Below are 25,993 nucleotides of genomic sequence, written 5' to 3' on the forward strand. Positions count from 1 at the left end.
CAAACTACCCACCACCCCTGACGCACCCCCGGCAATCGGTGGCGCAACTTCCGGGCCCCGTCACGTGCGATGCTGGCGGAGTGCCGGTCACGGTCGACGACGTCCGCCGCGTGGCGAAGGGGCTGCCGCGCAGCTACGAGGTGCTCGTGCACGACCGGGTGAAGTTCCGGGTCGGCAGCATCGTCTGGCTCGCCTTCAACCGCGAGGAGACCGAGATGGGCTTCGCCTTCCCCAAGGAGGAACGGCAGGCTCTCGTCACCAGCGAGCCCGACGTGTTCCACCTGCCACGGCCGTCGGACCTCCGCTTCAACTGGGTCGAGGCCCGGCTCGACGCCCTCGACGAGGACCGCATGCGCGAGCTGGTCCTCGACGCCTGGCGGATGGTCGTCCCGCGGAAGGTCGCCCAGACCGTCATCGACCGCTGAGGGCACGCCCGGGCGCTCACGGCTCGATCGAGAGCAGGTCGCCCGGGCTGCACTTGAGCACGTCGCAGACCGCCGTGAGGGTGCTGAAGCGGATCGCCTTGGCGCGTTGGTTCTTCAGCACACTGAGGTTGACGACCGAGACGCCCACCTGCTCGGCGAGCGCGGCCAGGGTCATGTCCCGGGCCGCCAGGATCTCGTCGAGGTGGCAGACGATCCGATGCCCGTCCTCCGCCGGCATCAGACCAGTCCGTCGGTGTCGGCTCGTAGCGCCACGCCGTGCCGGAAGGCCTCGGCGATCGCCGCGATGACCAGCACGAGGGCCAGGAAGGCGAGCGGCACCGACAGCTCGAAGACTCGTCTCACACCCTCTCCGAGGGCCTCCGGATCGGCGAGGGTGACGTCGCAGATGGCCTCCACCAGCGGAACGACCAGGGCGGTCGACCCCACGACGACGGCGATGCTCCGGAGACGGCGAACGTTCCTCGGCGTGAACGGCTCGTCCCGCAGGTCGCCGAGCAGGCCGAGCAGCAGCCGGACGACGATCACCACCGCCACGGCGACGAGCGCGCCGGGCAGGCTGACGAGCACGCGCTGGGCCACGGTCGGGTCCGCGATCGCGACGAGCACCGAGGCCGGGTTGTCCACCGTGACCCCGGGGGCGAGCCCGGCCATCGTCACCCGGCCGCTGATCTCGGCGTGGATGGGCTCTCCCGCCAGACCTGCGAGCACCGGGGCGACGATGTCGAGGCCGACCACGACAAGCGCCCCAGCCCAGAGCAGGCCCTTGAGCCCCTTGCGGTCCGTGCTGTCGAAGGACAGCGGGTCTCTGCGGTCGGCGCTCATCGGTCCCCTTCCGGCCGCGGATCTCGCGACCTCCATATCGTTTCTCGATAGTATCGAAAAACGATATGAACGCAAGGCCGGGTCAGATGTCGACGACGCCGCCCCCGCCGTGCACGGCCTGCGCGACGACCGCGCCGATCGGTCCGGACCGTGGCTCGGCCCAGCCCCCGAGCTCCTGGGCGAAGGTGGCGCTGACGATGTCGACGACCAGCGCGCTCCAGAGGCCCGCCCGGACGAGCATCGCGTGGTCACCGCGAGCGACGCGGATCAGAGTCGCGTCATGCCCGTCGGCGAGCAGCCCCTCGACCACCCAGCGCGAGGCGGACAGGGGCGTGATCCGGTCGCGGTCGCCGTGGATGAGGACGGTCTTCTGTCCGTCGCGCGGCACCCGGTCCCCCCGCTCGATCCAGGTCGAGAGCCCGACGACGAGCCTGACGTTGTCCTCGTCGGAGACGGACAATGCGGCCCGTCCCCCCATCGAGTGACCGACCAGACCGATCGACGCGTCCGGGTAGTCGGCCCGGATCTGGGCCAGCGCCCAGCGCGCGTCCTCCACCGGCGAGGCCTCGGCGCCGTTCCATCCCCGGTAGCGGAACCGCAGTCGGGCCACCGCGAGGGGGCCCGGAACCTTGCGCAGCGCCCGGGCGAACGGCACGAGCCGGGCCACGTTGTGGGACCACGGATGGTTCGGCTCACGCCCGTCCACGGCACCCCCGTGCATGACGAGCGCCACCGCCCCGGCACGCGCGGGCCGGGCGTCCCACGCCAAGGAGGCGAGCGGCATACGGCTGGGTGGCGGGCCGGCGTTCACACTCGCGTGCGGTGGAAGTTCTGGAAGGAGCGGGACGCCGTCGGCCCCCGCTGGCCCTGGTAGTGGGAACCGTAGATCCCTGAACCATAAGGGTTCTCAGCCGACGAGCTGAGCCGGAAGAACGCCAGCTGTCCGATCTTCATCCCGGGGTAGAGCATGATCGGGAGCGTCGCCACATTGGACAGCTCGAGCGTCACGTGGCCGGAGAAGCCGGGGTCGACGAAACCCGCGGTCGCGTGGGTCATCAGGCCCAGCCGGCCGAGCGAGGACTTGCCCTCGACCCGCGCCGCGAGGTCGTCGGGGAGGGTCACGGTCTCGAGCGTCGACCCGAGCACGAACTCCCCCGGGTGCAGCACGAAGCCGTCCTCGTCGGCCCCGACCTCGACCAGCCGGGTCAGCTCGGGCTGCTCCTGAGCGGGGTCGATGTAGGGGTACTTGTGGTTGTCGAAGAGCCGGAAGTACTTGTCGAGCCGCACGTCGACGCTCGAGGGCTGGATCATCGCCGGGTCCCACGGGTCGAGCACGACCCGCCCACCGTCGACCTCGGCCCGGATGTCCTTGTCAGAGAGCAGCACGTAGGGAGGCTATCGCGCTCCCTCCCACACGCTGCTGAAGTGCTCGTATGCCGCTGAGCTCGCTCCCAGCGGCAGGCCCGGCCCGATCTCGCAGATCGCATGCACAGAGCCGGCCCAGCGGCATCCGGCCATGGTGTGGTGCCGGACGAACGACTCAGTGTTCGTCCGGCACCACACAGCGTGGAACGGGTGGGGCTCAGCTCCACCAGACGCCGACGTAGTGGTGCCCCTCCGGGATGGGCGGCGCGTCGACGAGCCAGTCCAGGCCGGCTGCCGGTCCCCCGCTCGGGTCGACCTCGGCCTCGAGGAGCAGGGCGTCCACCTCGTCGGGCATGAGCGTCGTGACCACCGCCGCACCGCTGGCATAGGGCCACTCGTCGTCCGGATAGGTGTCGAGCTCGAGCTGGTCGAGCTCGATGCGGACGTCGTGCACATCCGGGTGCCGGCGCAGCGCGACGAGCGCCCGACGGACGTCGTCGAGGAGCAGATCCTCGGAGCGGTCCGGGGCGATCGACCACTCACAGTCGTTGCCGTCGAAGAACTGCTCGAGCGTGACCGCGACCTGAGTCTCGCGGCCACCCCGCTCGCGGACATGCTCGATGAGGGCGGCCTGTTTGGCGAGATCCATGCTGTGGAGGGTCCTTCGATGGAGCGGCACGGTGTCGGCTACACTGACGCCGCGTGCCGCCGTCACCCCCGGTGCAGCGGCTTCGCGAGCGTAGCTCAATGGTAGAGCGCCAGCTTCCCAAGCTGGATACGCGGGTTCGATTCCCGTCGCTCGCTCAGACAAGAAGCCGCAGGTCAGGACTCGTGTCCGGGCCTGCGGCTTCGTCGTTCGTGACCCTCGAAGGGGTCCGCGTGCAACGAACGTGCAATTAGGGGTCGCCGTTGCCCGCGGTGTTGGCCTCCTCGCGGTGGGCTGTGACGAGGGCGTCGAGGCGGTCCGCGAGCTCCCTCGACCTGGACTCGGTCGCGTGCTGGTAGATCAGCGCGGCCCGCATCGTGGAGTGGCCCATCCGGTGCATGAGCTCCCGGGTCGAGGCTCCCGACTGCGCCACGAGGTGGTTGCCCGTGTGCCGCAGGTCGTGGAAGTGGAAGCCTTTCGGGAGGCCGGCCGCGACGAGGGCGTCGGTCCAGCCGACGTTGGCCCGCCAGTTGCCGCGGCGAGGGGTCGCGCCGCGCTCCCCCGTGAAGACCAGCGAGTCGGGTCCGGCTGGCACGCGGGTCAGGTGCTGTCGCAGCTCGTCCGCCAGGACGCTGGGGATCGTCACGATGCGCACGCTGTTGTTCTTCGGAGGCGCTGGCTCGAGGATGCCGCCTCGCTCGATGAGGCTGCGTTGGACGAAGATGAGGCCCGAGTCCAGGTCGACGTCTCGACGTCGGAGGGCGACGAGCTCGCCCCAGCGCATGCTCGTCAGCGCCGCAGTGAGGACGAAGGCCCGATACTGCGAGCCGACCGCGTCGGCCAGCGCGAAGACCTGGGCGACAGTCGCGACGGGTCGCTCGGGTGCGCGCTCCTGGTCGGCCCCTTTGAGACGGCAAGGGTTGCGACTGATCCGGCCATCGTCGACTGCGGTGTTCAGGATGGCCCGGAGCAGGCGGTACGCCTTGGCCGCGGTGACCTCGGAGCGGTCGGAGCGGAGCAGTTCGGCTCGCCACGCACGGATGCGTTCGGTGGTGAGCGCACCGAGGGTGACCGAGCCGAGGAAGGGCCGAATGTGCAGCCGATTGAGGCCTTCGTAGAGGTCTCGGGTTCGAGGGCTCAGCCGGTGCTCACGGATCCACTTGGTGGCGTAGGCGTCGAGTGGCACCCGGCCGAGGTCGGGGTCGAGCCACTCCCCGCGGAGCAGCTCGGACTGCCGAACGGTCAGCCAGGCGTTGGCGTCAGCCTTGGTGCGGAAGGTGCTCGGTGCAGTGCGCCGCAGGCCGTCCATCCCGAGGTAGCTCGCCTGCCAGCGGCCGGAGGGCAGTTGACGCACTGCCCCGAAGTCACGACGCTTTCGGGTCTTGGCCATCAGTCCAGTCGCCCGATGACACGCACGACCGGCTCGACGACACCGGCAGCGACGAACTCGACCAAGGCGGACTCGGGGATGCGGACGTGCCGGCCCACCTTGACGAAGCGGATCCGCCGCTGGGCGATCAGGCGGCGAGGGAATCGGGGCGAGGTGCCGAGCAGTTCGGCTGCCTCGTCGAGCTTCAACAGGCGTTCCATGCTTCCTCCTGGCCGAGTTGTGCCGCCCCGAGAGCGACCGGTTTTGGGTTTGCCGAATTGCTGTCCACAGGTGGTGAGCCGCGTTCTGCCGCGAGGGCTTTCGCTTGCTCGTACTGCACGCGCCACCGCTGGGCTTGCCGGAGCGATTGCGCGATGACGGTGATGTAGTCGCGCTCCGGGACCGGCACGTCCTCCCACACGAAACGGGGCTGCCCGTCCGTGTCGAGGACATCGGCCGCCATCCGGTCCGCGTCCGGGGCGTCGATGCCGGCCTCGGTGAGGACTTCGCGGACGACGGCGGCGCGGTCGGCGCGGTGCTGGCTGAGGGTCTTGCCGGACCACTGCCGAGAGACCAGGACGCGGCGGCCGCCGAGGCCGAGGTGTTCCCGGTCGTGCGCCTTCGACGGGCACTGTCCGGGGATGAGGCCCGGGCCGGCGTCCTTGGGCTGGATCCCATAGCGGAGCCAGTTCGCGCAGGCCGGGGAGCAGGGCAGCCAGCGGACCTCACGGTGGAGCCGGGCGATGTGCCGCTCATACGCGACCGCGGCCGGGTCGACGCCGTCCGGGTCCTCGTCTTCCCGCGGGGTGGCGTAGGTGTCGGCGACGGACTTGGTCAGGTACTTGCACAGGTACCGCACGGCCCGGTCGGAGTCGGGGGTGCCGCCGAGCAGGCCCTTGATGTCTACTTGTGACCCGAGCCGCAGGACGTGCATCGGCTCGGCCTCGTCGTCGAGCTCGTCGAGGGCCTCGTCCCAGGTCGGCAGCGCGGCTCCGGTGTCGGGGTCAAGGTAGCCGCCGAGGTCCTCGTGCCAGCCGGGCAGGTAGTCGTTCTCGTAGAGGACCTGGTCGATGGGTGGCCACCAGATCGCGGCGTAGGTGGCTTTGGCGACGGCCTTGATCGTCGCGCGGGGGATGGCGCCGCGGACGGCGGCGTGCAGGTGCGGGGCGAGGCGGCGTTGGGGTTCGACGGCGGCGAAGTACTGCACCTTGTACCCGGCCGCGCGGCGCAGGTTCTGCCAGAACCGGTCGACCAGGCGCGGGAAGAGCAGCGCGTCGAGCGCGGCACGCCGGTAGTCGTAGCTCTTGGGGTTGCGGGGGACGCCGGTGCCGGGGATGACCTTCCCGTACGAGGGCAGGGTGATCGTCAGGAACATCGAGGGCCGGTAGGTCTTGCCGGTCTTCTCGTCGGTGAACGCCGTGCCGATGGTGCGGTCCTCGACCGGCAGGACGGGCAGGTCCGGGAAGCCGGGAAGGTGCCGGGTCGAGCGCACCCGCCGCGCCTTCTCAACCGGCTCCTTTTCTTCTTCGTCCTGGTCGTCCTCGAGGTCGACGTCCGGATCTTCGTCCTGGTCGGCCGGGTTTTGTCGGGGTGGGTCCTCGGTGAGATGCCAGCCCTCGCGGCACTGCTGCATCCGGACCTGGCGGGCCTTCTCCGCGCAGGAGGGGCAGACCTTCTCCCGCGTCGAGCCGCACGGCAGCGGGATCGTGGTGACGGCACCAGTGAGCCGGTCGGTGACCTTCCGCAGTAGCGGCCGGATGCACACCCCTGCGCTGGAGGCGGCGGCTACGGCCATGTCCGTGGTGACTCCCAGGTCGACGCTCACGCCGCACCCCCAAGCTCCGAAGCAGTCCGTGCAGGCCGGTGGTAGATATGCACGACCCGCGGCGCGGACGGGTCGCGGTACCGGCCCGCCCAGAAGCCGGCTGTCACGCGCAGCCGCTCGGCCTGCTCGGCGCACTGGCGACTGACCGGGCAGGCGTGGCAGGTGCGGGTCATCGCGGCGAGCTGCCCGAGGGTCCAGTCGAACCACTCGCCCGTCCACGGCAGGTCCGGCCGCTGCACGACGCAGGCCGCCGAAGCGATCCACTCGTTTCCCCGAGCCATGGTCACGCCGCCTCAGGTCCGAGGCCACCCGCGTCCGCAGCAGCCGTGGCTGGTCGGGACTGACGGGTGCGCGGCTTGCGCGGAGACCGCGGCTTCCGCCCAGTGGGGAAGTCCTGGACCCGAGCCGATGGGGCGTCCTCGGACGTCTCCACGTCGGCGTGCCGCGAAGCCTCCGGCGCGGGCGGGGCAGCAGCCTCGAAAGGAACGACGCCGTCCTCCACAACGAGCGCCGGGAACGTGGCCGCGGTGTGGCGGACGAGCTCGTCGGGCCAGAAGTCGGCCCGGACCCGGTCAAGGGAGCCGTCCTCCTCGACGACCCACGCCGACCCCGGAGCCGCAGGCGAGAGCCGGTGGGCGGGGGCGAGGGCGGCGGTGCCATCGCCGAGGACCATCCGCGTCTCCTCCGGGGAGCGTAGGCGCAGGGCGATGGTCTGGGTGAACAGGCCCCGCATGCCGACGACCTCCTTGCGCGGGTCCTGCACACAGGCCAGGACGACGACGCCGAGGGCTCGGCCTTGGGTGAGGACCTCCGACAGCAGCCGGGAGGCCTCGCGCTTGGTATCCGCGTCGGCGTAGGCGGTGAGGGCGGCGAGCTCGTCGATGACGAGCACGTGCAGCGGGTCCCCAGGCCGCGGGACATGCAGCCGGGAGACGCCGGCCATCGAGCGTCCGCGTTCCTCGACCACGGCCAGGAGCCGGCGCAACGTCGCGATGGCGTCGGTCGGGGTGATCGCGACGGTGGTGAACAGACGCCGGCCCATCATCACCTCGACACCGCGCTTGAGGTCGACACCCCAGAGCCGGACGAGGTCGGCACGGACAGCGGGAGCGAGGCCACCGCAGACACCCCACAGCATGGAGCCCTTCCCCGAGCCGGAACAGCCGACGACGAGGGTGTGCCTGCCCCTGATTTGAAGCGCCCACGGCGTGCCGTCCTGACGCCGCCCGAGCGTGACGGTGTCGACGCTCAGGTCGTGGCCGAGCGGGCCGGGGACTTCCGCTTCGGCGGGGTGGGCGAGGGCCTCCCGCATCACCAGGTCCACATCAAGCACCGACGGCGTCCACACCTTGACCCGGTAGGATACGGCGGAGAAAGCGGCGGCGAACGCGGGCGCGGCCTTCTCCAGGTCCTCCAGCGTCTGGCCGATCCTCGCCTTGACGCGCAGGGTGAGGGTGTCGCCCTTGGTCAGGACGTCCATCAGGCGGGGGTGGACCCACTCCGAGGCCGTCGAGGTCGTCGAGACGAGCAGCCGGCTGTCGCGTTTCGGGGCCAGGGACCAGGAGCGGCGGCGCACGTTCCGTTGGACCGACAGGCCGCACTCACGGGCGAGCTTGGGCCAGATGCGCCGGGCCCGGTGCCGCCACCCCCACCGACGCGACGGGCCCGCGCAGAAGCACTCGTACCCGACCGGCCAGCCCCAGTCCCACACCGCGGCGACGAGCCCAGGCACGAGCCCGAGGACGACGAGGGCACGGCCCTTCCCCGGGTCCGCGAGCGGGAACGCCAGCAGGGCCGCTACGAGGACGACCCAGAAAACGAACCGGCTGTGACGAGCCATCCAGCGGAACCACAACCGTGCGATGTCGTACCCCGAGGCTGCCGCGGTCTGGGCGAGCCGGGCGGCCCGGGAGCCGACCGAAGCCGACCCCCGAACCCCGACAGCAGGTGCGGCCGACATGGTCAGGCCGCCTTCTGACCCGAACCGGACGAGCCGGAGGACGCCGAGGCGGGCTTGCCCTCGTCGACGAGCCGCTCGGCCCGCCACATCTCCGACAGGCCACCCGCCTTGTTGACCCGCGCCTCGACCGTCAGGCCGACGAACTCGACCGGCGTGAACTCCCCCGTCACCGGACGGTGCGGACAGCCGACCTCGACCAGGGCCGTGGCCATCGACTCGCGCCCGAAGGACGACTGCTTGAAGACGACCTCGACCTGCCACAGCGGCATCCCGGTCGCCTCGTCACGGGCCTGCGTCTCCGAGGGGCGGCGCCGGCCGTCCTTCTCCTCCCACTCCTTGACCTCGTTGACGATGCCCGTCGAGCGCATCGACTGCCGCTTGCTGTCCACCGCGTAGAACGACATGCCACTCCCTCTTTCGTTTAGTGGCCTAAACCCATAGGCCATCGAAACCCCCGAGACTGTTTAGGGGGATAAACGAACCGTAGAGGCTCAGACCTGACGAGTCAAGGGGACTAAACTCACGGCGTGGCGAAGGACGAGTTTGAGCAGGTGCGTGCCGAGCGGGATCCGCTCCGGCAGGCCCAGCGCGCCACCGAGTTGCTTGCCCTCTACCAGCAGCGCGGCGTCGAACTCGCTCGGCTCCGCAAGGAGGCCATCGACCGAGCCGCCCAGGAACTCGGCATGTCATACACCGCCGTCGCCGCGAGGATCGGCCTGTCCAAGGGCCGCATCACTCAGATCCGCCAGACAGCACCACCGGTCGAGCGTGCCTTCTTCGGGGTCGGACCGGTCACCGTCGCGGTCCCGCTTCGCAGAATGGATGGCCGGTCGGCCGGCGTGATCGCCCGTGAGGACGCCGCATCCGCCGAGCAACTCACCGCCCTGCTGACGTCGCTGCAGCTCCAAGTTCAGCAGTTCCACATCCCCACCGATGGCGAGTGGACCCCGAGTGGGGACACCGTCGCGATCTGCGGCCCCAAGTCCTCACATGTGACAGCAGAGGCCATCAACGCCGATCCGCTCCTGACATTCGCGCCGGACGATGACGGCCAATGGACCCTCCGCGACAAGGCCACGGGACAGCACTTCAACTCACCCATGGACGAAGGCTTGACCGACGAGGACCTCGCCTACCTCGGCCGACTGCCCTACCGCGACGGAACGCTCCTAGTTATCGCCGGAATCCACGCCCTCGGCTCACACGGCGCAGTCGAATACCTGGCCAACAATCTGTCTGACGTCTACAAAACCGTTGGGACACAAACGTTCTCGGCCGTCGTGCGCTGCAAGATCGAAGACGGCAAGGTCCTCGAGGCGGAAGCAGTATGGGGCCCGCGAAAGCACCCGTGACGATCACCGCGGCAACACGGAAGGGCAGCGGTCGCACCAACCAGGACCGCTACATCATCGGCCCCAACTTCGCGGCGGTCCTCGACGGAGCATCCAACTTCTCCGAGGAGAACCCTCAGCACGACGGCGGCTGGTACGCCGAGACTCTCGCGGCCAAACTCCGCAAGCTTCTCGCGGCACAGCCAGATGGTGCCCTCCCCGAGATCGTCGGGCGCGCCATCGAAAGCGTCGCCACCGAGCACGATCTCCGATCGAATTCCTCACCGACCAGCACCATCGCCCTAGCCCGCTGGGACGACGAGCAGGCCGAGGTCTACGTCCTCGGCGACAGCACGGTCGCGATCATCCACCCGGACGGAAGAGAGGACGTCTACTCGGACCACAGGCTCGCGTCCATTGGTGAAGATGTACGCCGCGCATACCGAGAACGGCTCGCTGCCGGCAGCGGCTTCGATGATCAGCACCTGCAGCTGCTCGCGTCACTGCAGGCGGAGCAAGCCCGCTGGCGCAATCGCGAGGACGGGTACTGGATCGCCGGCGCAACTTCTGCTGCAGCTTCCCGGGGCATCGTGCAGAGCCTCAAGTGGCCTGACGTCAGTCGAATCGCTATCGCTTCGGACGGAGCCGCAGCGGCAGTTTCGAAGTACCGCCTGTTCCCTTCGTGGGCAGTTCTGGCGGGACTCGATGCGCAGGAAGTCCTGGTTGCCGTCGAGGCTCATGAGTCCCTCGACGGCGATGGCACGGCTTGGCCCCGCAGCAAACGCCACGATGACAAGACACTCCTCTTGCTCGAACGCGCATGAAGCGCAGCGGGTCACGAGACCTGAAGCTCGCAACACTGCAGGTTTGAAGGGGCCCCTAGCCAGCAATGCGCGTGTGACCCTCTAGATTTGGCCGGTGGTAACAATGCGCGAGTCTGGGTGGGCACTCTTCGATCTCATTGTGCGTGAAGCCCCGCAACGTCACGCCAATCCGTGGACGTTCAAGGGCGACGTGCAGGTCTTCGAGCCAGACTTCGACACGCTGGCTCTCCTCCTTGGCGTTCCCGCCCACCTTCAAGCTCCAACGCAATCCGGCATCCCGGCCCTGGCGTTGGATGTCTGGGTCTCCTACGAGATGCGGCGCGCTGGCTTTCACCCCGATCGGGTGTGGCCGCGACCTGAGCCGCCACGCGTGTTGCCCGGCGAAGTGTTCGAGTTCGTCAACAAGCTCCCTGTCGCCGATAGAAAGCGGCTTCAAGCCACCATCAGCACGAAAGGGACCGGAGGGACCGCCTCCGCAAACCTGCTAGGGAAGAACTACGTGAAGCAGGTTGACGTCGTGATGAGTTCGTGGGCAACCGGCCCCGAGCTACTCGTCTCGACGAAGCGTATGGACTCGTCATTCGGCAAGAACGCGGCCAACCGAGTTGAGGAGTCCTACGGGGACGCCAAGAACCTCCGACTCCGGTATCCGCAGGCGGCCTTGGGATTCGTCTTTGCTCTGAGTGCACGGGCGCTTACAGCAGAGCCCGATACCGCCGCTTGGATCGTGGACCTCCTGGGCAAGCTCGGCCGCGAGGATGATGCCTACGACGCCGTCGCGTTGGTCCTGCCGGATCTCACTCCGGAGCAAGAGACTGGCTCGGACGAGGAAGAGCCCGCGGGCCCCCTGGAAGCCGGAACCATTGATGAGTTCCCCGGAGAGGCCGTCGCCTCTCCCTTGGAGGCCGTGTTGGCCCCTCCGACGCTTGAGGCGGAGGCGCGGGCGGCGCTCGGACAGCTACCGCCCGTTCGTCTTCGCCACGAGGAAGTCCCCACAGAACTGGACCCTGGCCGATTCTTCGCCATCATGTGCAACCGCATCCTGGACAACTCTCCCGTGAACTTTCACAAGGAGGCGAGGGCCCTCAGGGCCGAACCGCGACCCTAGCGACCGCGAGTGCGTGAGAGCCGACGATCGTGCAGCGCCGCGCGAGCGGTGCGGATCGCCTGAAGCTCCGCCGCGGGTATGGCGTACTCCCCTTGAAACAGAGCCCCGTCAACCACCTCGACCGCTTCGAAGAGCCGTCCCGCCCCGAGCAGGTCCCGCACTCGACGTCTCACGCTTCGCAGCTCGCCCGACCTCGCGCGAACCAAGGCTGGCGATGGCATTGGCCAACGGTCCGCCTCTCGTGGCTCAAGCTTGAGGATCCCGCCGCCGTACGCGCGCCCGACAACCTCCGCCCCTAGGAGCGTCACCGAGTTCAGTGCCGCGATTGGGAGGTACTGCTTCCCGAGGGCGCGCAACTCCTGAGACAGGTACACACCGTGCACGGAGTTCAGATGGTGAGCCCCCGCTCGGTTCTCGCAGAGGCGCGCCGTATCGGCGTTCATATAGGTCAAGAGCAAGTCGGCGGGGGCGAGGTAAGGAACGCGCCACCACGGCGACCGGATACGACACTTGTACCCGACGTGCACTTGGGCCGCCTCCCCCTCGGCGATATAGCGCGCGGCAGACGGAGACGGACTGCCGGCTGGCCTAAAGAGCCAGGTCGGGGCCCCTTCTCCATCCAACGCGTCAAGGTTCTTGGTGCTGAGTGACAACGCCCGAAGGTGCCGGCTACCCGGGGGCGAAAGGCGGAGCAACTCCCGCCCGGGCAACTTCAGCCGCGCGGCTTCCGCTCCCGTGAGGGCGAAGTACCGGTTCGCTCCTGTGACCATGCCGAGCGTTGTGTCGCCCCACACCTCCAGATCGACGAAGCCAGGGGCGGCAAGGACCTTGCGATACGCAGCTTCCCCAAGGTCGCTCAGGTGCAGACTGGACCACCGCTCCCCTACTCGGGGTGCCCACCTCGTTACATCTGAGTCATCGAGGTCGGCGAGAGCCGCACCATTGCGTGCCTGCAGGAGTTCGCAATGGTCGGTCGGGCCCTCACCCTTCCCTTCGGCAAGAACAAGCACAACCTCTTCGAGGACTCCCGGGAAGATGCGCTCGGTGAACAGCACAAGCCGCACCCGGCTGAAGGACCTCATCAAGAACTCTCGAACAGGCGCGGCGTAGTTCACACTCAAGAGCTCCGCCGGGAGGACGAGCCCGAGACGCCCCCCGTCCTTGACGAACAGCGCAGCGTGGACCGTGAACGCCGCCCAGCTGCTGGCCAGGTTCGTGAGCTTCACACCGGCCCGCAGGGCGGCACGGCGCGACGCTGCCCTCGAATCTCCGGAGAAGCTCTGGTACCGCACGTACGGCGGGTTTCCGATAACCGCGTCATACGCCGCCCGAGGCACCTCCTTGAAGAAGTCGCCGACGCTGATCTGTGCGGCGAGCCCCTCGTGAGCGAGCAGCGCCAGCGCGTTGCTCGCGGACGCCTCATGCAGCTCGGCTCCATGCAGTGACATGAGCTCGGGCTTCGCTCCAAGCGTCACGAGATGACGGCCAGCCTCTAGGAGGAAGGCGGCCTCTCCACACGAGGGCTCGAGCACCGAATCATCAGCGGAGCGAACAGCCCACTGCGTCACGTAGCGGGCGACCGCCTCTGGAGTGAAGAACGCCCCCCTGGCCTTGCGCTGCGCCGGACTGTCGGGAGCAAGGGAGGCGGTCACGGCTTCATACTCTCGCACCCCACCGACAACGCCGAGCCAACCCGCTGGCGAGCCGCCAGATCGCCCAGTCGGTTCTGCTGGATAAGGCTCTATGAGATCAAGGGCGCGGCTCCGCCGCGCCAACCGGCCGTATCAGACCGGCTCACGGTAGGGACCCCCGCGCTCCGGCGCTGGCGCGCCTACGCGCACCCCCACCGCTCACCGCCTGCGCCAGCCGGGAACCAGGGAGCGCGCTGCCCACGCCACCAGGCCACTGACCTCCGAGCCGCCGACCCGACGCTTGAGCATCCGCCCGGCTCCGGACCGCATCAAGGGCGCTACGCGTCACTCCGTGATGGCCTACGGCCACCCCTGACCCGGACCTCCGTCAGGCTCTTGTGCTCCGCTATCGGGTCGGTGGCTCATCCTGGCCGAGTATCTGTCCGCAATTGACGGCGGACGTCGAGCTCACCCAAGAAGGGGCGGTCTCCTAATTGAGGCACGCCTCCTTCAGTTCAGGCGTCATTGCCACGGGGAATTTCCATGAGGCGACCCCAGGCCCGTCCGCGTTCGGCCCGTACTTCGTAGAAGGGGTGGACCTAAAAGTCATCGTGGATGCCGTCATTGTCGCAGATAGAGGCTCCCCCACCCATAGCTCCAGCGAATCGGGGCAATCCTTCAGGCGGCTTTCTGGATTGTCTGGGGTGGCCTGAGGTGGCGCTAGTACACCTGCGATCACCACATAGTCTGCGGATCCGTTTCTGGCATCAACAACACCACAGGAACTCAGCGTGGTGCCTAGGGACCCGTATAGAGGCTTCATCAACTGAGCCTGGCTAAGTCCACGGCCGACTTCCGGTTCGCTGTACTTCTGAAGGGGAAACGGGAATCGGGGGTTCGTCGACGCGAAAGAGATATGCGCCGCCTGCAAGATGCTGTTCTTGGTAGCCGTACCGGGCCCGGCATTCGGGGTTCGGGGGTCACAGAGATGTACTGCGTCGACGGTATCCGTCAATCGTATTGGCCGATATGCAGTCACCTTGACAGTCACCTCAAAACCGTCGTTGTCGACGTACCGGCCTTTAACGTCGTACGCCACTTCTCCGGTGAGGGGTGGGGCCAGATAGGCCCGCCCTGCGCTGGCCGAAGGTGTCGACACTTCCGGTTCAACGGCGCCCGGGGCTGTGGTCATGTCCTCCCGGGCAGAAGGGCCGCCAGTGGGACTACCGCCCGCATTCGAACTACCGCACGAGGTGAGCAACATTGAGGTAAGAGCAAGGGCGGCCCAGCACCGCACGCGTATCATGTGCGCGATGCTAGCCGCTGCCCACAAGCGCTGGAGCCAAAACGTTCTTTTTGCAGAGCCCCGGCACCGCCGCGGAATCGCCCGCCCGGAAGACTCGCAGTAGCGGCCCCGCCCCCGGAAGTTGAATCCCCTTGATTCGTGGACGAGCAAGGTAACTGGTGGCCCGCTCAGTCGCTTGACACGCAGTAAGGCAAGCCGAGCGGCTTGGACAAGCGATAGCGGAACAAGCGGCAGCCTCCGTGCAACCTACGTGCGACATCGAGCCGGTTGAAGGGGAGCGAAGCGGTCGGCAACGGCCACCACTTCGAGCACGACGGAACGCAGCGCAGCCCGCTCGGCGGACTTCCCAAGCTGGATACGCGGGTTCGATTCCCGTCGCTCGCTCGGATGCTCCGCCGCAGGTCAGAGGCCCTTTGTTGGTCCGGACCCGCAGCGGAGCACTTTTCATTCACCGGGGTCGTCCCCGGACGTGCGAGTCAGGCGGCAGACGGGGTTCGGGACTCCGCGCCGCTCTTGATGGCTGCCAGCATGCCGTGCACCTTCTTGCCCATCAACACCGCGCTGGCTGACTCTGCGAGGTTCTGCCACCAGCCGATGTCCTCCTCGAGAACGACCAAGGTCAACGTCGTGCCACCACCCGTGGCTGCGAACAGACAGGTGAAGACCGGACCGTTGCCAACGTCCTTGGTCCGTCCCAGGAGCCGTACCTTCACATGAGCCTTGCTGACGATTCGTTCGTCGGGAACGACCTCCGTGTACGTGCGCTCGATCTGCTCGACGATCATCCCTTTCGCGAACCTGCCCACGATGTGCGCCGTGGTGCCCACACCCTCCGGTGTCATGACGACATCGGTGACGTCGAGCTCGGGCCAGCCTTCGAACAGATGACGCGGGTCTCGGCAGTACTCGAACACGTCATGGACCGATGCGTCGATCAGGATGTCGAAAGTGCGCGTGAAATCAGTCATCCTCGGCCTCCTTCCGGTCGGGCGGAGACGTGTCTCCGCGATCTCCACCACTGGCGCTGCCCGAGCCGCACCAGTGCTGATGTGGCCCTTTCAGGCTGGCCTGGCGGCAGGGAGGGAAACCAGAGCCGAAGGGCCCGGAACCGAGGCTCGCCTCCCGCGGGTCGCGTCCCACCATTGGCCGGTTGCGCGCCTACGCTGGCGACTGTGGACTCGCCGGGGAGGCTCCGGAGCGCGACGCTGGCTCTCGCGCTGCTGACCCTCGCCTCCTGCACGAACGCCGACAACACACCACGCTCGCCCACCGCTGCCGGCCCGACGGGTTCACCCTCGACGGCGGCCACGAGCACGGCAGCCGCAACGACGACGAGTTCACCCTCCCCCACGTCGAGCGAGTCGCCGGCGACCTTCCCGATGGCTGTGGTCACCGGGCTGACGAACCTCAAGGCCACCGTCACCGTGCAGCAGCTGCGACGCCTGGCCAGGGATGGCGACCTGCTGGTCCCCTGTGGCGTCGAGATCACCAGACCCGACCTCGAGACCCCCGCCAGCTGCGTCGAGGCCGACCAGATCGCGGGTCTCGTCCAGAAGGGGCAGCAGCGGGTCGCGCTCCTGCCGCCCGGCCTCGTGGAGCCGGCCACCAAGGTCCTGTCCATCGGCGGCAAGGGGCCGTTCGGGATGTTCGGCCCCGACCTCTTCGGCGACCGGCAGGCCAGAGCGATGGACTATCCCATCCTCGCCACGACGAGACCGGGGGCCGGGCTGGAAGCGAGCTGGACGGCATACGACTCGTCTGAGATCTGGACCCTGACCAACGTGGGGAGCCTCTGCTCCGATCGGGGGGCCGCCATCCAGGCGGTGTCCCGGGGCGGGGAGTGGGACTGGGTGTTCGACGGCGGGACCGCGCGCTATGCCGGCCCAGCCGTCGTCGACCCGCCGAACCGAGAGCCCTACCGCTCGGTGCAACCCGTCGACTCGGGCAACGACGGAGCGACGGCGCAGGTGCTCAAGCGGTCTGACGTCGCGATCGCCGACCACGAGTGCCCGGTCGTCCCGGACCGCACCTGGGAGCCCCAGCTCGGCACGACCGCCGTCTTCAGCGTTCCCGAGGCGGTCCTACCGCGGTGGCGCGACAAGCTCGGCCTCGACGTCGTCTACCTCGCCGCGAACCACATGAGCGACAAGGGGGTCGACGGCATCCGCTCCACCTTGCGCCTCATCGACAAGTACGGGATCCCGCGCACCGGCCTGGGGATGGACCTCGACGAGGCCCTCGAGCCGGCGTACGTGGAGGTTGCCGGCGTGAAGGTCGGGTTCGTCGCGTTCAACGACGTGGGCGGGGTCGTCGCGGCCGACGCCGACACGGCCGGCGTCGCATGGATCACCGAGAAGAACATCCGCACCGCCGTTCGGCGAGCCCAGCGAGGCGGCGCCGAACTCGTGGTCTGCAACCCGCAGTGGTGGGGTGGGGCCGAGTACCACGACGACCTCTGGCCCACCCAGCAGAAGCAGCTGCGGTGGTTCGAGCAGGCCGGCTGCGACCACGTCATCGGCTCAGGCACCCACGTCGCCGGGCCGCTCCTGCTCCGCTCCCACGGAGATGAGGTCAGCGCGACCCTCGCGAGCCCGGGCAACTACCTCTTCGGACAGGGCTGGTGGCAGGAGACGCAGGAGGGCCTCATCCTCGACATGACCTTCCGTGGCACGGCCCTGGTCAACGTCCGGCTTCGACCGACCGTGATGATCCGCCAGGCCCGACCGGCGCTGCTCGACCCGCAGGGCGACGGGCGCTACGTGCTGGAGCGCACCTTCCGCTACTCAGACCTCAACTACGGCCGCTGACAACCTCAGCGAGCGCCCGGCGCGTCAACCGTGGGAAGGTAAGGACCCCTATGCCCGTTTTGGCCCGATTCCAAGGTTCACCATGACTCCCTCCACGAAGCGAACGACCCGTGCCGCCAGCGTCACCGCTGCCGCCCTGCTCCTGCCCGCCATGGCCGCGTTCGGCTCGCCCGCGGCCGCACACCCCCAGGGCGCGGAGCCCGGCGTGACCGTCGCCGCCACTCCGACCGACTCCCCTCCCTCCGCCCCGCCGAGGACCACGCACTCGAGCCACCCCTTGGTGGACGCGCAGACCGTGCCCGGCGTCGCAGCCCTCGATTCCGCCGACGCTGCCGAGGCGCGCGAGCACGCCAACGGCAAGGCGGTCGAGGTCGTCTCCGCCTCCACCCCCGTCGACCTCCCCGAGCTCGCCGTCGTCGGCGTCACGTGGCGCGCCGGCTCCGCCCCCGGGGCAACGGTCCAGTACCGGACTCTGGACGGATCGACCTGGACGGACTGGAAGGCCCTCGAGGTGGAGGGCGACCACGCCCCCGAGGACAAGGAGGCCAAGCAGGCCGCCGCGAAGCTCGGCGGGACGCGAGCAGGGTCAGCGCCGCTCGTGACGACCGAGTCCGCAGAGATCCAGGTCCGCGTCATCGCCGTCGACGGCGCGTCCCCGGTCGACGCCCAGCTGGCCGTCATCGACCCCGGGACGTCGACCGCCCCGACCTCCTCGGCAAGCCTGGAGGGGTCGGCAACGACCGGCTCCGCGGAGACCGCGGCCGCCGGCAGCCAGCCGACCATCCTGACCCGCGCGCAGTGGGGGGCCGACGAGTCGATCCGTGACCCCTCCGAGCCTGAGTACGGTGCCGTCGACCTCGCCGTCGTCCACCACACCGCCGGCTCGAACCTCTACACCGAGTCCGACGTGCCTGGCATCATCCGCGGCATCTACACGTACCACGTGAAGAGCAACGGCTGGCGCGACATCGGCTACAACTTCCTCGTCGACCGGTTCGGCCGGATCTGGGAGGGCCGCTACGGGGGCACGGACAAGGCCGTCATCGGCGCCCACGCCTACGGGGTCAACTCCTGGTCGATGGGAGCCTCCGTCCTCGGCAACTTCGAGACGGACACGCCCCCACCCGCGGTCGGGACCGCTCTGCGCGACCTGGTTGCCTGGAAGGCCGACCTCCACCGTTTCGACGTGCTCGGGACGACAACCATCGGGGGCGTCACCTACGACAACCTCGCCGGGCACCGCAACATCAACCAGACCGAGTGCCCGGGAGCGAACCTCCACGCCACCCTGCCGACCCTCCGCACCGCCACCGCTGCGCTCTCGCCCACCGCGACCCGCTACTCGGGGGAGAACCGCTACGAGACCGCCGCCAACGCCTCGGCCGCGAGCTTCGCCCCCGGCGCTCCGGTCGCCTACGTCGCCACCGGTGCGAGCTTCCCGGACGCCCTCGCGGGCGGTCCCGCCGGTGGACATCGCGGCGGTCCGGTGCTGCTGACGGCGAAGAGCTCCCTCCCCACCGCCACGCAGGCCGAGCTGCAGCGCCTCCAGCCGGCTGAGGTCGTGATCCTCGGGGGGACGGCAGCCGTCTCCAGCACCGTCGAGGAGCAGCTGGCCACCGTCGCGCCGAAGGTCACCCGCATCTCGGGAGAGGACCGGTACTCGACGGCCGCGGCCGTGTCCGCGCGTACGTTCGACACCAACGTGCCGGTGGCCTATGTCGCGACGGGCGCCAACTTCCCGGACGCCCTCGCGGGGGGACCCGCCGGAGGGTCCCGGGGCGGGCCCCTCCTGTTGACCGCCGCCGACGCCCTGCCCCCCGCCTCCATCGACGAGCTGGCCCGGCTCAAGCCGGCGAGCATCGTCGTCCTGGGTGGCACCAATGCCATCTCGCAGGAGGTCGTGTCGCAGCTGGGGTCGTACTCGACGTCCGTGGTCCGCGTGTCGGGCGCCGACCGCTACGAGACAGCCGCCTGGACCTCGGCCCGGACGTTCTCGGCCGGTGTCCCGGTCGCGTATGTGGCGACGGGCAGCAACTTCCCCGACGCGCTCTCGGGCGGACCCTTGGGCGGGCACCTCGGCGGACCGGTCCTGCTCACCCGCAGGGACGGCCTGCCCAGCGTGACGGCGAACGAGCTCGTCCGCCTGGCGCCGCAGCGGGTGGTCGTGCTCGGCGGCACGAGCGCCGTCTCGACCTCGGTGGCCCAGCGCCTCTACAACTACGAGGTGTCCACGCCCTGACCCAGCCCGTCCGGACTGCCTCTCGAACGCCCCGATCGCCCGCTGATCGGGGCGTTCGCCTGTCAGCGACCATGTCCGTCGGACACCATGGTTCGGAGACAGGAGGAGGCACCATGGCCCATCCCACATGGCGCGGCGTGACGATCTGCCCGTGCATGAAGGCGCCGCTCGACGAGCTCGCGCGAGCCTCCGGCAAGGACATCCTCGTCGCGCCCATCACCGGCTTCGGCTCGTACCAGGTCGGTCAGACGGCTTCGGCCGGCACGGGATCCGGCGGTGGACACGTCGATCTGGCACTGCGCGGCCTCACCGCCCAGCAGAAGCTGCGGCTCGAGGGGCTCGCCCGGCGGATCGGCTTCTACGCCGACATCCGTGAGCCGACGTGGTGGTCGCCGACCCGCAAGCGCTGGCTCCAGCAGAGCTGGTCGTCCCACCTGCACATGGTCCTCAAGGACTGCCGGCACCTGTCTCCCGAGGCCAGGGCGCAGCTGCGCGAGTGGTTCGCCGGCGAGAACGGCCTCGCCGGTGACGACCCGGACGACGGAGACCGCACCTACCTGCGGCAGACGTGGAAGCAGTACCGCAGCTCGCAGCAGGGGGTGCAGCCGCCCCCGTCCCAGCCGTCCATCACCGTCGCGAACCTCAGGCACGGCCGCCGGAACGGCGACGTCAAGCGCTACCAGGCCGCAGTGTGGCGGCGACTGGCGGGGGCGATGCGCACCAGGATCCTGACGAGGAACCGGCTCAAGGAGACCCAGATAGCCGACGGCTTCTACGGCGACGTCACGGTGGAGATGACCAAGGCTCTCTACGCTCAGATCGCGGCCAAGGAACCCAAGGGCGGCTGGCCGATCTGGGCCGAGCCGGGACCGCGCCTGCTCAAGCGGCTCGGTTTCGTCCCCGTCGGGGCGCGCGACCTGGACGACCCCCACGACGAGTTCGGCGAGCCCGATTCGGTCTCCGACCCGGTGTCCGCTAACATCGACCCGCATCCTGCGGGTGTAGTTCAGTAGCAGAACACCTCCCTTCCCGGGAGGAGACGTGAGTGCGATTCTTGCCGCCCGCTCCAACGAGTCAGAGGGCCCGGTCAGGTGACCGGGCCCTCTGTCGTTGCCAGCCGCCCACCAAGCTGTCCGTATGCCGCTGAGCCGGCCCAGCGGCATACGTCCGCTCGGGCGGGGGGCTGGGTCAACTCGCCAAGCGCGCGGCCCGGAGGCGTCGCAGCGTCTCGTCCAACTCGGTGAGCTCGGCGGCGCTGAAGGTGCACAGGATGCGCCGAAGGTTCTCGTCATGGACGGACACGGCCCTCTCGAGCACGGACTGGCCCTCGGCGGTCAAGGCCGCGTAGACGACCCTGCGGTCGTTGGCGCAGGGAACCCGCTCGACGAGGCCGGCGCCCACCATGCGGTCGACCATCCGGGTGACGCCGCCGCCGGTGAGGGCGACCTGCTCCGCGAGCGACCCCATCGGGGCCAGGCCCGCCTCGGACCGGGAGATGCGCAGCATGACCTCGAACCACGTGTGCGGCACGCCGACCTGCTCCTCGAGGGAGTCGCCCAGCTGCTTCTCCAAGGAGTTGTACGCCTCCATCAGGAGGCCGAAGGTGGAGACCAGGTCGTGGTCAGTGGTTGCGATGCTCATGCAGATAGTTTAACACGCAACTATTTGACAACTGGCCAGATGAAGCGCAGGATAGTTGACGACTCAACAATATCTCTGGAAGGGGATCGACATGCACGTCGCCATCATCGGTTCGGGCAACGTCGGCGGAGCGCTCGCAGGAGCTGCCGTCGCCGCAGGCCACACCGTCACCCTCGCCTCCGCCGACGGCTCGCACGCAGCCGAGGTCGCCGGCAAGACCGGGGCCACCGCCGCGGCCAGCAACGCGGAGGCCGTCCGCGACGCCGAGATCGTCGTCCTCGCCATTCCCGGCCTCGCCGTCCCGGCGGTCGCGGACGAGCTGGGCGAGGCGCTTCGGGGCAAGGTCGTCATCGACTCGACGAACCCGCTCAACGAGAGCTTCACCGACACGTTCACGAGTGAGCGGTCCGCCGCCGAGGAGCTGCAGGAGCGCGTCCCGGGCGTGCCCGTCGTCAAGGCCTTCAACACGATCTTCGCGGGCCGGCACTCGAACCCGACCGAGGGCGGTCAGCCCCTCGATGCCTTCATCGCCGGCGACGACAAGGTCGCCAAGGACAAGGCGGCAGAGCTCGCCCGGTCCCTCGGCTACCGCGTCATCGATGCCGGTGACCTCCGGATGGCCCGGGCGCTGGAGGAGATGGCGTTCCTCAACATCTCGCTCAACGCCGGCAACGGATGGACCTGGCAGAGCGGCTGGAAGCTCGTCGGCCCGACCGAAGCCCCGTGATCACGGACTTCGCTCCGGCGCAGGTGGCGTGGGCCGGGTCCGAGGACCCGGCCGCGCCCCTCGTCGTGCTGTTGCACGGCCGCGGTGCGGACGAGCACTCGATCCTGTCCATCGTGCCCCACCTGCCAGTCGGCCCTGCCTATGCCGCGGTGCGTGCTCCGATCGCCGAGGGCGGCGGCTACGCCTGGTTCGCCAATCGCGGCATCGGCCGACCCGTGACCGAGTCCCTGGCCGCGACCATGACCTGGTTCCGCGCCTGGCTCGACGAGGTGGCGCCCGCTGGTCGGCCCGTGGTCCTCGTCGGCTTCAGTGGCGGGGCCGCCTTTGCCGGCGGGCTCCTGCTCGACGAGCCGTCACGCTTCTCCGGAGCGGCGATCCTCTACGGGACCCTGCCATTCGACGCCGGTGTGCCGGTGACGCCGGGCCGGCTCGTTGGAGCGAAGGTCTTCGTTGCCCAAGGGGACCGCGACGTGGTGATCCCCCGCGAGCTGCTCGACCGCACCTGGTCCTATGTCACCGGCGAGTCCGGTGCGACCGCCCACACCCGACGAGACCCGGGCGGGCATGGCATCACCGCCGAGACCGCAGTCGAGCTGCGCGACTGGATCGCAGCAGTCGTCGAGCCCTGAGCCCCGCTCGTCGAGTGGCCCCGCTCTCCACAAGACGACCTCGAGTGGCCCCCCTCTCCACATCCGGCTCGGACGAGCCTGTGGAGGACGGGGCCACTCGAGTGGAGGGCGGGCACCGAGCCAGCCCAGCGGCATACGAACCTGTTGACGATGGGGCGACTCGAGTCGGGACCTTCGGCCTTGCTTTTGTTACCCAGCGGTAGCATCATGGAAAGTGACCCGCCAGTAACTTGGCGTGCGCCCGAAGGGCGTCATCTTTCCTGACGAGACCGAGTGGAGGACCCCATGGGCCACTACAAGAGCAACGTACGCGACCTGGAGTTCAACCTCTTCGAGGTCTTCGGCCGGGAGGAGGTGCTGGGGCACGGGCTCTACTCCGACGTCGACGTCGACGCCGCGAAGGACATCCTCCGCGAGATCGCCCGCCTCTCCGAGAACGAGCTGGCCGAGAGCCTGCTCGACTCCGACCGCCACCCGCCCGTCTACGACCCGACCACCCAGTCGGTCACCATGCCCGAGTCGTTCGGGAAGTCGTTCCGGGCCTACGTCGACGGAGACTGGGGCAACCTCGACGTCCCCGCCGAGCTCGGTGGCATGGTGATCCCGCCGTCGCTGCGCTGGGCCACCGCTGAGATGATCTGCGGCGCCAACCCCGCGATCCACATGTACACCGCGAGCTACTCGTTCGCGAACCTCCTCTACCACCTCGGCACCGACGACCAGAAGAAGCTGGCCAAGCACATCGTCGACAACGCCTGGCACACCACGATGGTCCTCACTGAGCCGGACGCCGGCTCGGACGTCGGCGCCGGCCGCACGAAGGCGATCGAGCAGCCCGACGGCACCTGGCACATCGAGGGCGTCAAGCGCTTCATCACCTCGGCCGAGTCGGACCTCGTCGACAACATCGTCCACTTCGTCCTCGCCCGTCCGGAAGGCGCCGGCCCCGGGACCAAGGGCCTCTCGCTCTTCATCGTGCCCAAGTTCCACGTCGACCTCGAGACCGGTGAGCTGGGCGAGCGCAACGGCGCCTACGTCACCAACGTCGAGCACAAGATGGGCCTCAAGGTCAGCACGACCTGCGAGGTGACCTTCGGCGAGAAGGAGCCGGCCGTCGGCATGCTCCTCGGCGGGGTCCACGACGGCATCGCCCAGATGTTCCACGTCATCGAGAACGCGCGCATGTTCGTCGGGACGAAGGCCATCGCGACCCTCTCGACCGGCTACCTCAACGCGCTCGAGTACGCCAAGCAGCGCGTGCAGGGCGCCGACCTGACGCAGATGACCGACAAGACGGCACCACGCGTCACCATCACGCACCACCCCGACGTGCGCCGCTCGCTCATGCTGCAGAAGGCGTACGCAGAGGGCCTGCGTGCGCTCGTCCTGTACACCGCAACCCAGCTCGACACCGTCGCCCAGGCACAGAACGGCAACCGCACCGTCGCGGTGGAGAAGGGCACGGACGCCGACCTGGCGGGGCGGGTCAGCGACCTGCTGCTGCCGATCGTCAAGGGCCTCGGGTCCGAGCGGGCCTGGGTGCTCCTCGGCACCGAGTCCCTCCAGACGCTCGGAGGGTCCGGTTTCCTCCAGGACTACCCGATCGAGCAGTACGTCCGGGACGCCAAGATCGACACCCTCTACGAAGGGACGACGGCCATCCAGGGGCTCGACTTCTTCTTCCGCAAGATCGTCCGCGACAAGGGCCAGGCCCTGCAGCACGTGGCTGGTCAGATCCAGGAGTTCGCCAAGGACCTGGGCGGCTCGCTCGACACCGAGCGGGAACTGCTCGGCAAGGCCCTCGAGGACGTCCAGGCCATCGTCGGTCACATGATCAACGACCTGATGAACAGCGACCCCCGGGTCGGAGGAGAGGTGACCAACCTCTACAAGGTCGGCCAGAACACCTCCCGCCTGCTCCTCGGCGCCGGCGACCTCATCGTCGGCTGGCTGCTGCTGCGCCAGGCCGCCGTGGCCCAGGCCGCCCTCGACGGCGGGGCCACCGGCAAGGACGCCGACTTCTACCGCGGCAAGGTCGCCGCGGCGTCCTTCTACGCCAAGAACGTCCTGCCGAAGCTCGCGGCGGAGCGCGCCATCGCCGAGAGCACCGACAACGACCTCATGGACGTGCCCGAGTCCGCCTTCTGACACCGATCGAGAGAGCAGTTCGCGACACCCCCGTGTCGCGAACTGCTCTTTCGATGTTGGGAGGCGGCTGTCGCGACCTGCTCTTTCGATGTTGGGGCAGGGGAGACGTGGCGGGAAACTCGGTGGCACTGGCCGCGATCGGGTCCCTACCGTCTTTCCATGGAGACCATGCAGCTCGACGTCGAGGACGACGGCCTCACCCGGCAGGCCCACCAGGCCCTCGTGGCCAGCCGTGTGTTCGGCCGGCCTTGGTTCGAGCCACCGTCGTTCGACGAGGTCGTCCTCGACTGGCGCCACGAGGACAAGGCAGAGCCGAAGGAGATCTGGGTCGCCGAGCACCGTGGGCAGGTCACGGGCGTCGCGACGCTCTACCTGCCCAAGGAGGACAACACCTGGCTGGCCTGGTTCGACCTGCACGTGCACCCGGACCACCGGCGCGCCGGCCACGGCTCCGCGCTGATCGACCGCATGGCCGAGCGCGCCCAGGCCGCCGGTCGGCGCTCGCTCCTCACCGAGTTCATGGTCCCGGTCGATGACCCGGCCCACTCCTACCGCCGCTTCGTCGAGCGCCACGGCTACTCGCTCAACCACACCGAGGTGATCCGTCATCTCGACCTCCCGGTCGCGGACGACCGCCTCGACGACCTCGACTCCTCCAGTCGGCCGAGGTGGGAGGGCAACTACGTCCTGCAGACCCACGTCAACGGCGTGCCCCCAGAGCTGCAGCCGTCGCTCTGCGAGGTCATGAGCCAGCTCATCGTCGACGCCCCCACGGGCGACATCGAGTTCGAGCCCGAGTACTTCACCCCGGCCCGCTACGAGGAGCAGCTCGCGCTCGAGCGCCGAATGGGCCGGACCCGGCTGACGACCGTCGCCCTGGGCAGCTCCGGCGACGTCGTCGCCTACACCGACCTCGTACTGCCGGCCGGGGCCCCGAGCACGGTCTTCCAGTGGGGCACCTACGTCCACCGCGAGCACCGCGGTCGTCGGCTCGGGATGGCCGTCAAGGTCGAGAACCTCCGGCATCTCCAGGCGGAGCACCCCGGACGCCGCCGGGTCGTGACCGGCAACGACGGGACGAACTCGTGGATGGTGAGCATCAACGAGGCACTCGGCTTCCGCATCGTCGAGCTGTGCCCCGCCTACCAGCGCAAGCTCGACTGAGACGG

Annotated in this window: 25 protein-coding genes and 2 tRNA genes; 13 read left to right on the top strand and 14 right to left on the bottom strand. The window is 69.0% G+C overall.

What is annotated here, in order from left to right; translation table 11 throughout:
- Positions 1-80: 80 nt before the first annotated feature.
- Positions 81-425, top strand: a complete 345-nt coding sequence (locus ABWV20_RS04315) for an MmcQ/YjbR family DNA-binding protein (RefSeq protein ID WP_353353592.1) — start codon at positions 81-83, stop codon at positions 423-425.
- Positions 426-441: 16 nt separating this feature from the next.
- On the opposite strand, the gene ABWV20_RS04320 is transcribed toward ABWV20_RS04315, so the two are convergent.
- The 5 genes from ABWV20_RS04320 to ABWV20_RS04340 form a co-directional block, all read right to left on the bottom strand.
- Positions 442-663: a helix-turn-helix domain-containing protein gene (locus ABWV20_RS04320; RefSeq protein ID WP_353353593.1), complete on the bottom strand. Its 222-nt coding sequence runs from the start codon at positions 661-663 to the stop codon at positions 442-444.
- Positions 663-1,268, bottom strand: a complete 606-nt coding sequence (locus tag ABWV20_RS04325) for a DUF2975 domain-containing protein (RefSeq protein ID WP_353353594.1) — start codon at positions 1,266-1,268, stop codon at positions 663-665. The genes ABWV20_RS04320 and ABWV20_RS04325 overlap by 1 nt, the downstream gene beginning before the upstream one ends.
- An 82-nt stretch (positions 1,269-1,350) precedes the next feature.
- A complete protein-coding gene (locus ABWV20_RS04330; protein WP_353353595.1) occupies positions 1,351-2,052 on the bottom strand; it encodes an alpha/beta hydrolase in 702 nt (233 codons plus the stop codon).
- 23 nt (positions 2,053-2,075) lie between these two features.
- Positions 2,076-2,654: a dCTP deaminase gene (gene dcd, locus ABWV20_RS04335; RefSeq protein ID WP_353353596.1), complete on the bottom strand. Its 579-nt coding sequence runs from the start codon at positions 2,652-2,654 to the stop codon at positions 2,076-2,078.
- 196 nt (positions 2,655-2,850) lie between these two features.
- Positions 2,851-3,282, bottom strand: a complete 432-nt coding sequence (locus ABWV20_RS04340) for a YfbO family protein (RefSeq protein ID WP_353353597.1) — start codon at positions 3,280-3,282, stop codon at positions 2,851-2,853.
- A gap of 84 nt (positions 3,283-3,366) precedes the next feature.
- On the opposite strand from ABWV20_RS04340, the gene ABWV20_RS04345 reads away from it, so the two are divergent.
- Positions 3,367-3,437: transfer RNA gene (locus tag ABWV20_RS04345), tRNA-Gly, on the top strand.
- A gap of 92 nt (positions 3,438-3,529) precedes the next feature.
- Here the strand turns inward: ABWV20_RS04345 and ABWV20_RS04350 are convergent.
- From ABWV20_RS04350 to ABWV20_RS04375, 6 genes are read right to left on the bottom strand one after another with little or no spacing between them, the layout of a single operon-like run.
- The gene (locus ABWV20_RS04350; protein ID WP_353353598.1) at positions 3,530-4,669 is read right to left on the bottom strand and encodes a tyrosine-type recombinase/integrase; all 1,140 of its coding nucleotides are present in this window, start codon (positions 4,667-4,669) and stop codon (positions 3,530-3,532) included.
- Positions 4,669-4,869: an excisionase family DNA-binding protein gene (locus ABWV20_RS04355; protein WP_114609094.1), complete on the bottom strand. Its 201-nt coding sequence runs from the start codon at positions 4,867-4,869 to the stop codon at positions 4,669-4,671. The genes ABWV20_RS04350 and ABWV20_RS04355 overlap by 1 nt, the downstream gene beginning before the upstream one ends.
- Positions 4,854-6,473, bottom strand: a complete 1,620-nt coding sequence (locus ABWV20_RS04360; protein WP_353353599.1) for a replication initiator — start codon at positions 6,471-6,473, stop codon at positions 4,854-4,856. The genes ABWV20_RS04355 and ABWV20_RS04360 overlap by 16 nt, the downstream gene beginning before the upstream one ends.
- Complete coding sequence (locus ABWV20_RS04365) at positions 6,470-6,754, bottom strand: WhiB family transcriptional regulator (RefSeq protein WP_353353600.1); 285 nt, start codon at positions 6,752-6,754, stop codon at positions 6,470-6,472. The genes ABWV20_RS04360 and ABWV20_RS04365 overlap by 4 nt, the downstream gene beginning before the upstream one ends.
- Before the next feature lie 2 nt (positions 6,755-6,756).
- On the bottom strand, positions 6,757-8,433 hold the full coding sequence (locus ABWV20_RS04370; protein WP_353353601.1) for an FtsK/SpoIIIE domain-containing protein: 1,677 nt from the start codon (positions 8,431-8,433) through the stop codon (positions 6,757-6,759).
- Positions 8,434-8,435: 2 nt separating this feature from the next.
- The gene (locus ABWV20_RS04375) at positions 8,436-8,837 is read right to left on the bottom strand and encodes a hypothetical protein (protein WP_353353602.1); all 402 of its coding nucleotides are present in this window, start codon (positions 8,835-8,837) and stop codon (positions 8,436-8,438) included.
- 123 nt (positions 8,838-8,960) lie between these two features.
- Between ABWV20_RS04375 and ABWV20_RS04380 the strand changes: the two genes are divergently transcribed.
- The 3 genes from ABWV20_RS04380 (at position 8,961) to ABWV20_RS04390 (ending at position 11,696) form a co-directional block, all read left to right on the top strand.
- Complete coding sequence (locus ABWV20_RS04380) at positions 8,961-9,785, top strand: hypothetical protein (protein ID WP_353353603.1); 825 nt, start codon at positions 8,961-8,963, stop codon at positions 9,783-9,785.
- Positions 9,782-10,588 (top strand): protein phosphatase 2C domain-containing protein, encoded by an 807-nt coding sequence (locus ABWV20_RS04385; protein WP_353353604.1) that lies wholly within the window; start codon positions 9,782-9,784, stop codon positions 10,586-10,588. Before ABWV20_RS04380 ends, ABWV20_RS04385 begins: the two co-directional genes overlap by 4 nt.
- Positions 10,589-10,691: 103 nt before the next feature.
- A complete protein-coding gene (locus ABWV20_RS04390; protein WP_353353643.1) occupies positions 10,692-11,696 on the top strand; it encodes a hypothetical protein in 1,005 nt (334 codons plus the stop codon).
- Here ABWV20_RS04390 and ABWV20_RS04395 read toward each other — a convergent pair.
- Both ABWV20_RS04395 and ABWV20_RS04400 read right to left on the bottom strand, forming a co-directional pair.
- Positions 11,693-13,348: an N-6 DNA methylase gene (locus ABWV20_RS04395; RefSeq protein WP_353353605.1), complete on the bottom strand. Its 1,656-nt coding sequence runs from the start codon at positions 13,346-13,348 to the stop codon at positions 11,693-11,695. The two genes, ABWV20_RS04390 and ABWV20_RS04395, sit on opposite strands and share 4 nt — an antisense overlap.
- Positions 13,349-15,109: 1,761 nt before the next feature.
- Positions 15,110-15,601: an SRPBCC family protein gene (locus ABWV20_RS04400; protein WP_353353606.1), complete on the bottom strand. Its 492-nt coding sequence runs from the start codon at positions 15,599-15,601 to the stop codon at positions 15,110-15,112.
- 204 nt (positions 15,602-15,805) lie between these two features.
- On the opposite strand from ABWV20_RS04400, the gene ABWV20_RS04405 reads away from it, so the two are divergent.
- From ABWV20_RS04405 to ABWV20_RS04420, 4 genes are all read left to right on the top strand, one after another.
- Positions 15,806-17,440 (top strand): CapA family protein, encoded by a 1,635-nt coding sequence (locus tag ABWV20_RS04405; RefSeq protein ID WP_353353607.1) that lies wholly within the window; start codon positions 15,806-15,808, stop codon positions 17,438-17,440.
- An 82-nt stretch (positions 17,441-17,522) separates the two neighbouring features.
- A complete protein-coding gene (locus ABWV20_RS04410) occupies positions 17,523-19,679 on the top strand; it encodes a cell wall-binding repeat-containing protein (protein ID WP_353353608.1) in 2,157 nt (718 codons plus the stop codon).
- A 113-nt stretch (positions 19,680-19,792) separates the two neighbouring features.
- Positions 19,793-20,692, top strand: coding sequence for a hypothetical protein (locus ABWV20_RS04415; protein WP_353353609.1), 900 nt, complete (start codon positions 19,793-19,795; stop codon positions 20,690-20,692).
- A tRNA-Gly gene (locus ABWV20_RS04420) sits at positions 20,675-20,748 on the top strand. The genes ABWV20_RS04415 and ABWV20_RS04420 overlap by 18 nt, the downstream gene beginning before the upstream one ends.
- 119 nt (positions 20,749-20,867) lie before the next feature.
- On the opposite strand, the gene ABWV20_RS04425 is transcribed toward ABWV20_RS04420, so the two are convergent.
- Positions 20,868-21,320: a MarR family winged helix-turn-helix transcriptional regulator gene (locus ABWV20_RS04425; protein ID WP_353353610.1), complete on the bottom strand. Its 453-nt coding sequence runs from the start codon at positions 21,318-21,320 to the stop codon at positions 20,868-20,870.
- A gap of 91 nt (positions 21,321-21,411) precedes the next feature.
- Between ABWV20_RS04425 and ABWV20_RS04430 the strand changes: the two genes are divergently transcribed.
- From ABWV20_RS04430 to ABWV20_RS04445, 4 genes are all read left to right on the top strand, one after another.
- Positions 21,412-22,047, top strand: a complete 636-nt coding sequence (locus ABWV20_RS04430) for an NADPH-dependent F420 reductase (protein ID WP_353353611.1) — start codon at positions 21,412-21,414, stop codon at positions 22,045-22,047.
- Positions 22,044-22,676 (top strand): alpha/beta hydrolase, encoded by a 633-nt coding sequence (locus ABWV20_RS04435; protein ID WP_353353612.1) that lies wholly within the window; start codon positions 22,044-22,046, stop codon positions 22,674-22,676. The genes ABWV20_RS04430 and ABWV20_RS04435 overlap by 4 nt, the downstream gene beginning before the upstream one ends.
- Before the next feature lie 285 nt (positions 22,677-22,961).
- Entirely contained in the window at positions 22,962-24,824 is a 1,863-nt protein-coding gene (locus ABWV20_RS04440) for an acyl-CoA dehydrogenase (RefSeq protein WP_353353644.1), read from the top strand.
- Between the two features lie 159 nt (positions 24,825-24,983).
- The gene (locus ABWV20_RS04445; protein ID WP_353353613.1) at positions 24,984-25,988 is read left to right on the top strand and encodes a GNAT family N-acetyltransferase; all 1,005 of its coding nucleotides are present in this window, start codon (positions 24,984-24,986) and stop codon (positions 25,986-25,988) included.
- Positions 25,989-25,993 lie beyond the last annotated feature (5 nt).

Source organism: Intrasporangium sp. DVR, from assembly GCF_040365325.1.
Taxonomy (GTDB): domain Bacteria; phylum Actinomycetota; class Actinomycetes; order Actinomycetales; family Dermatophilaceae; genus Intrasporangium.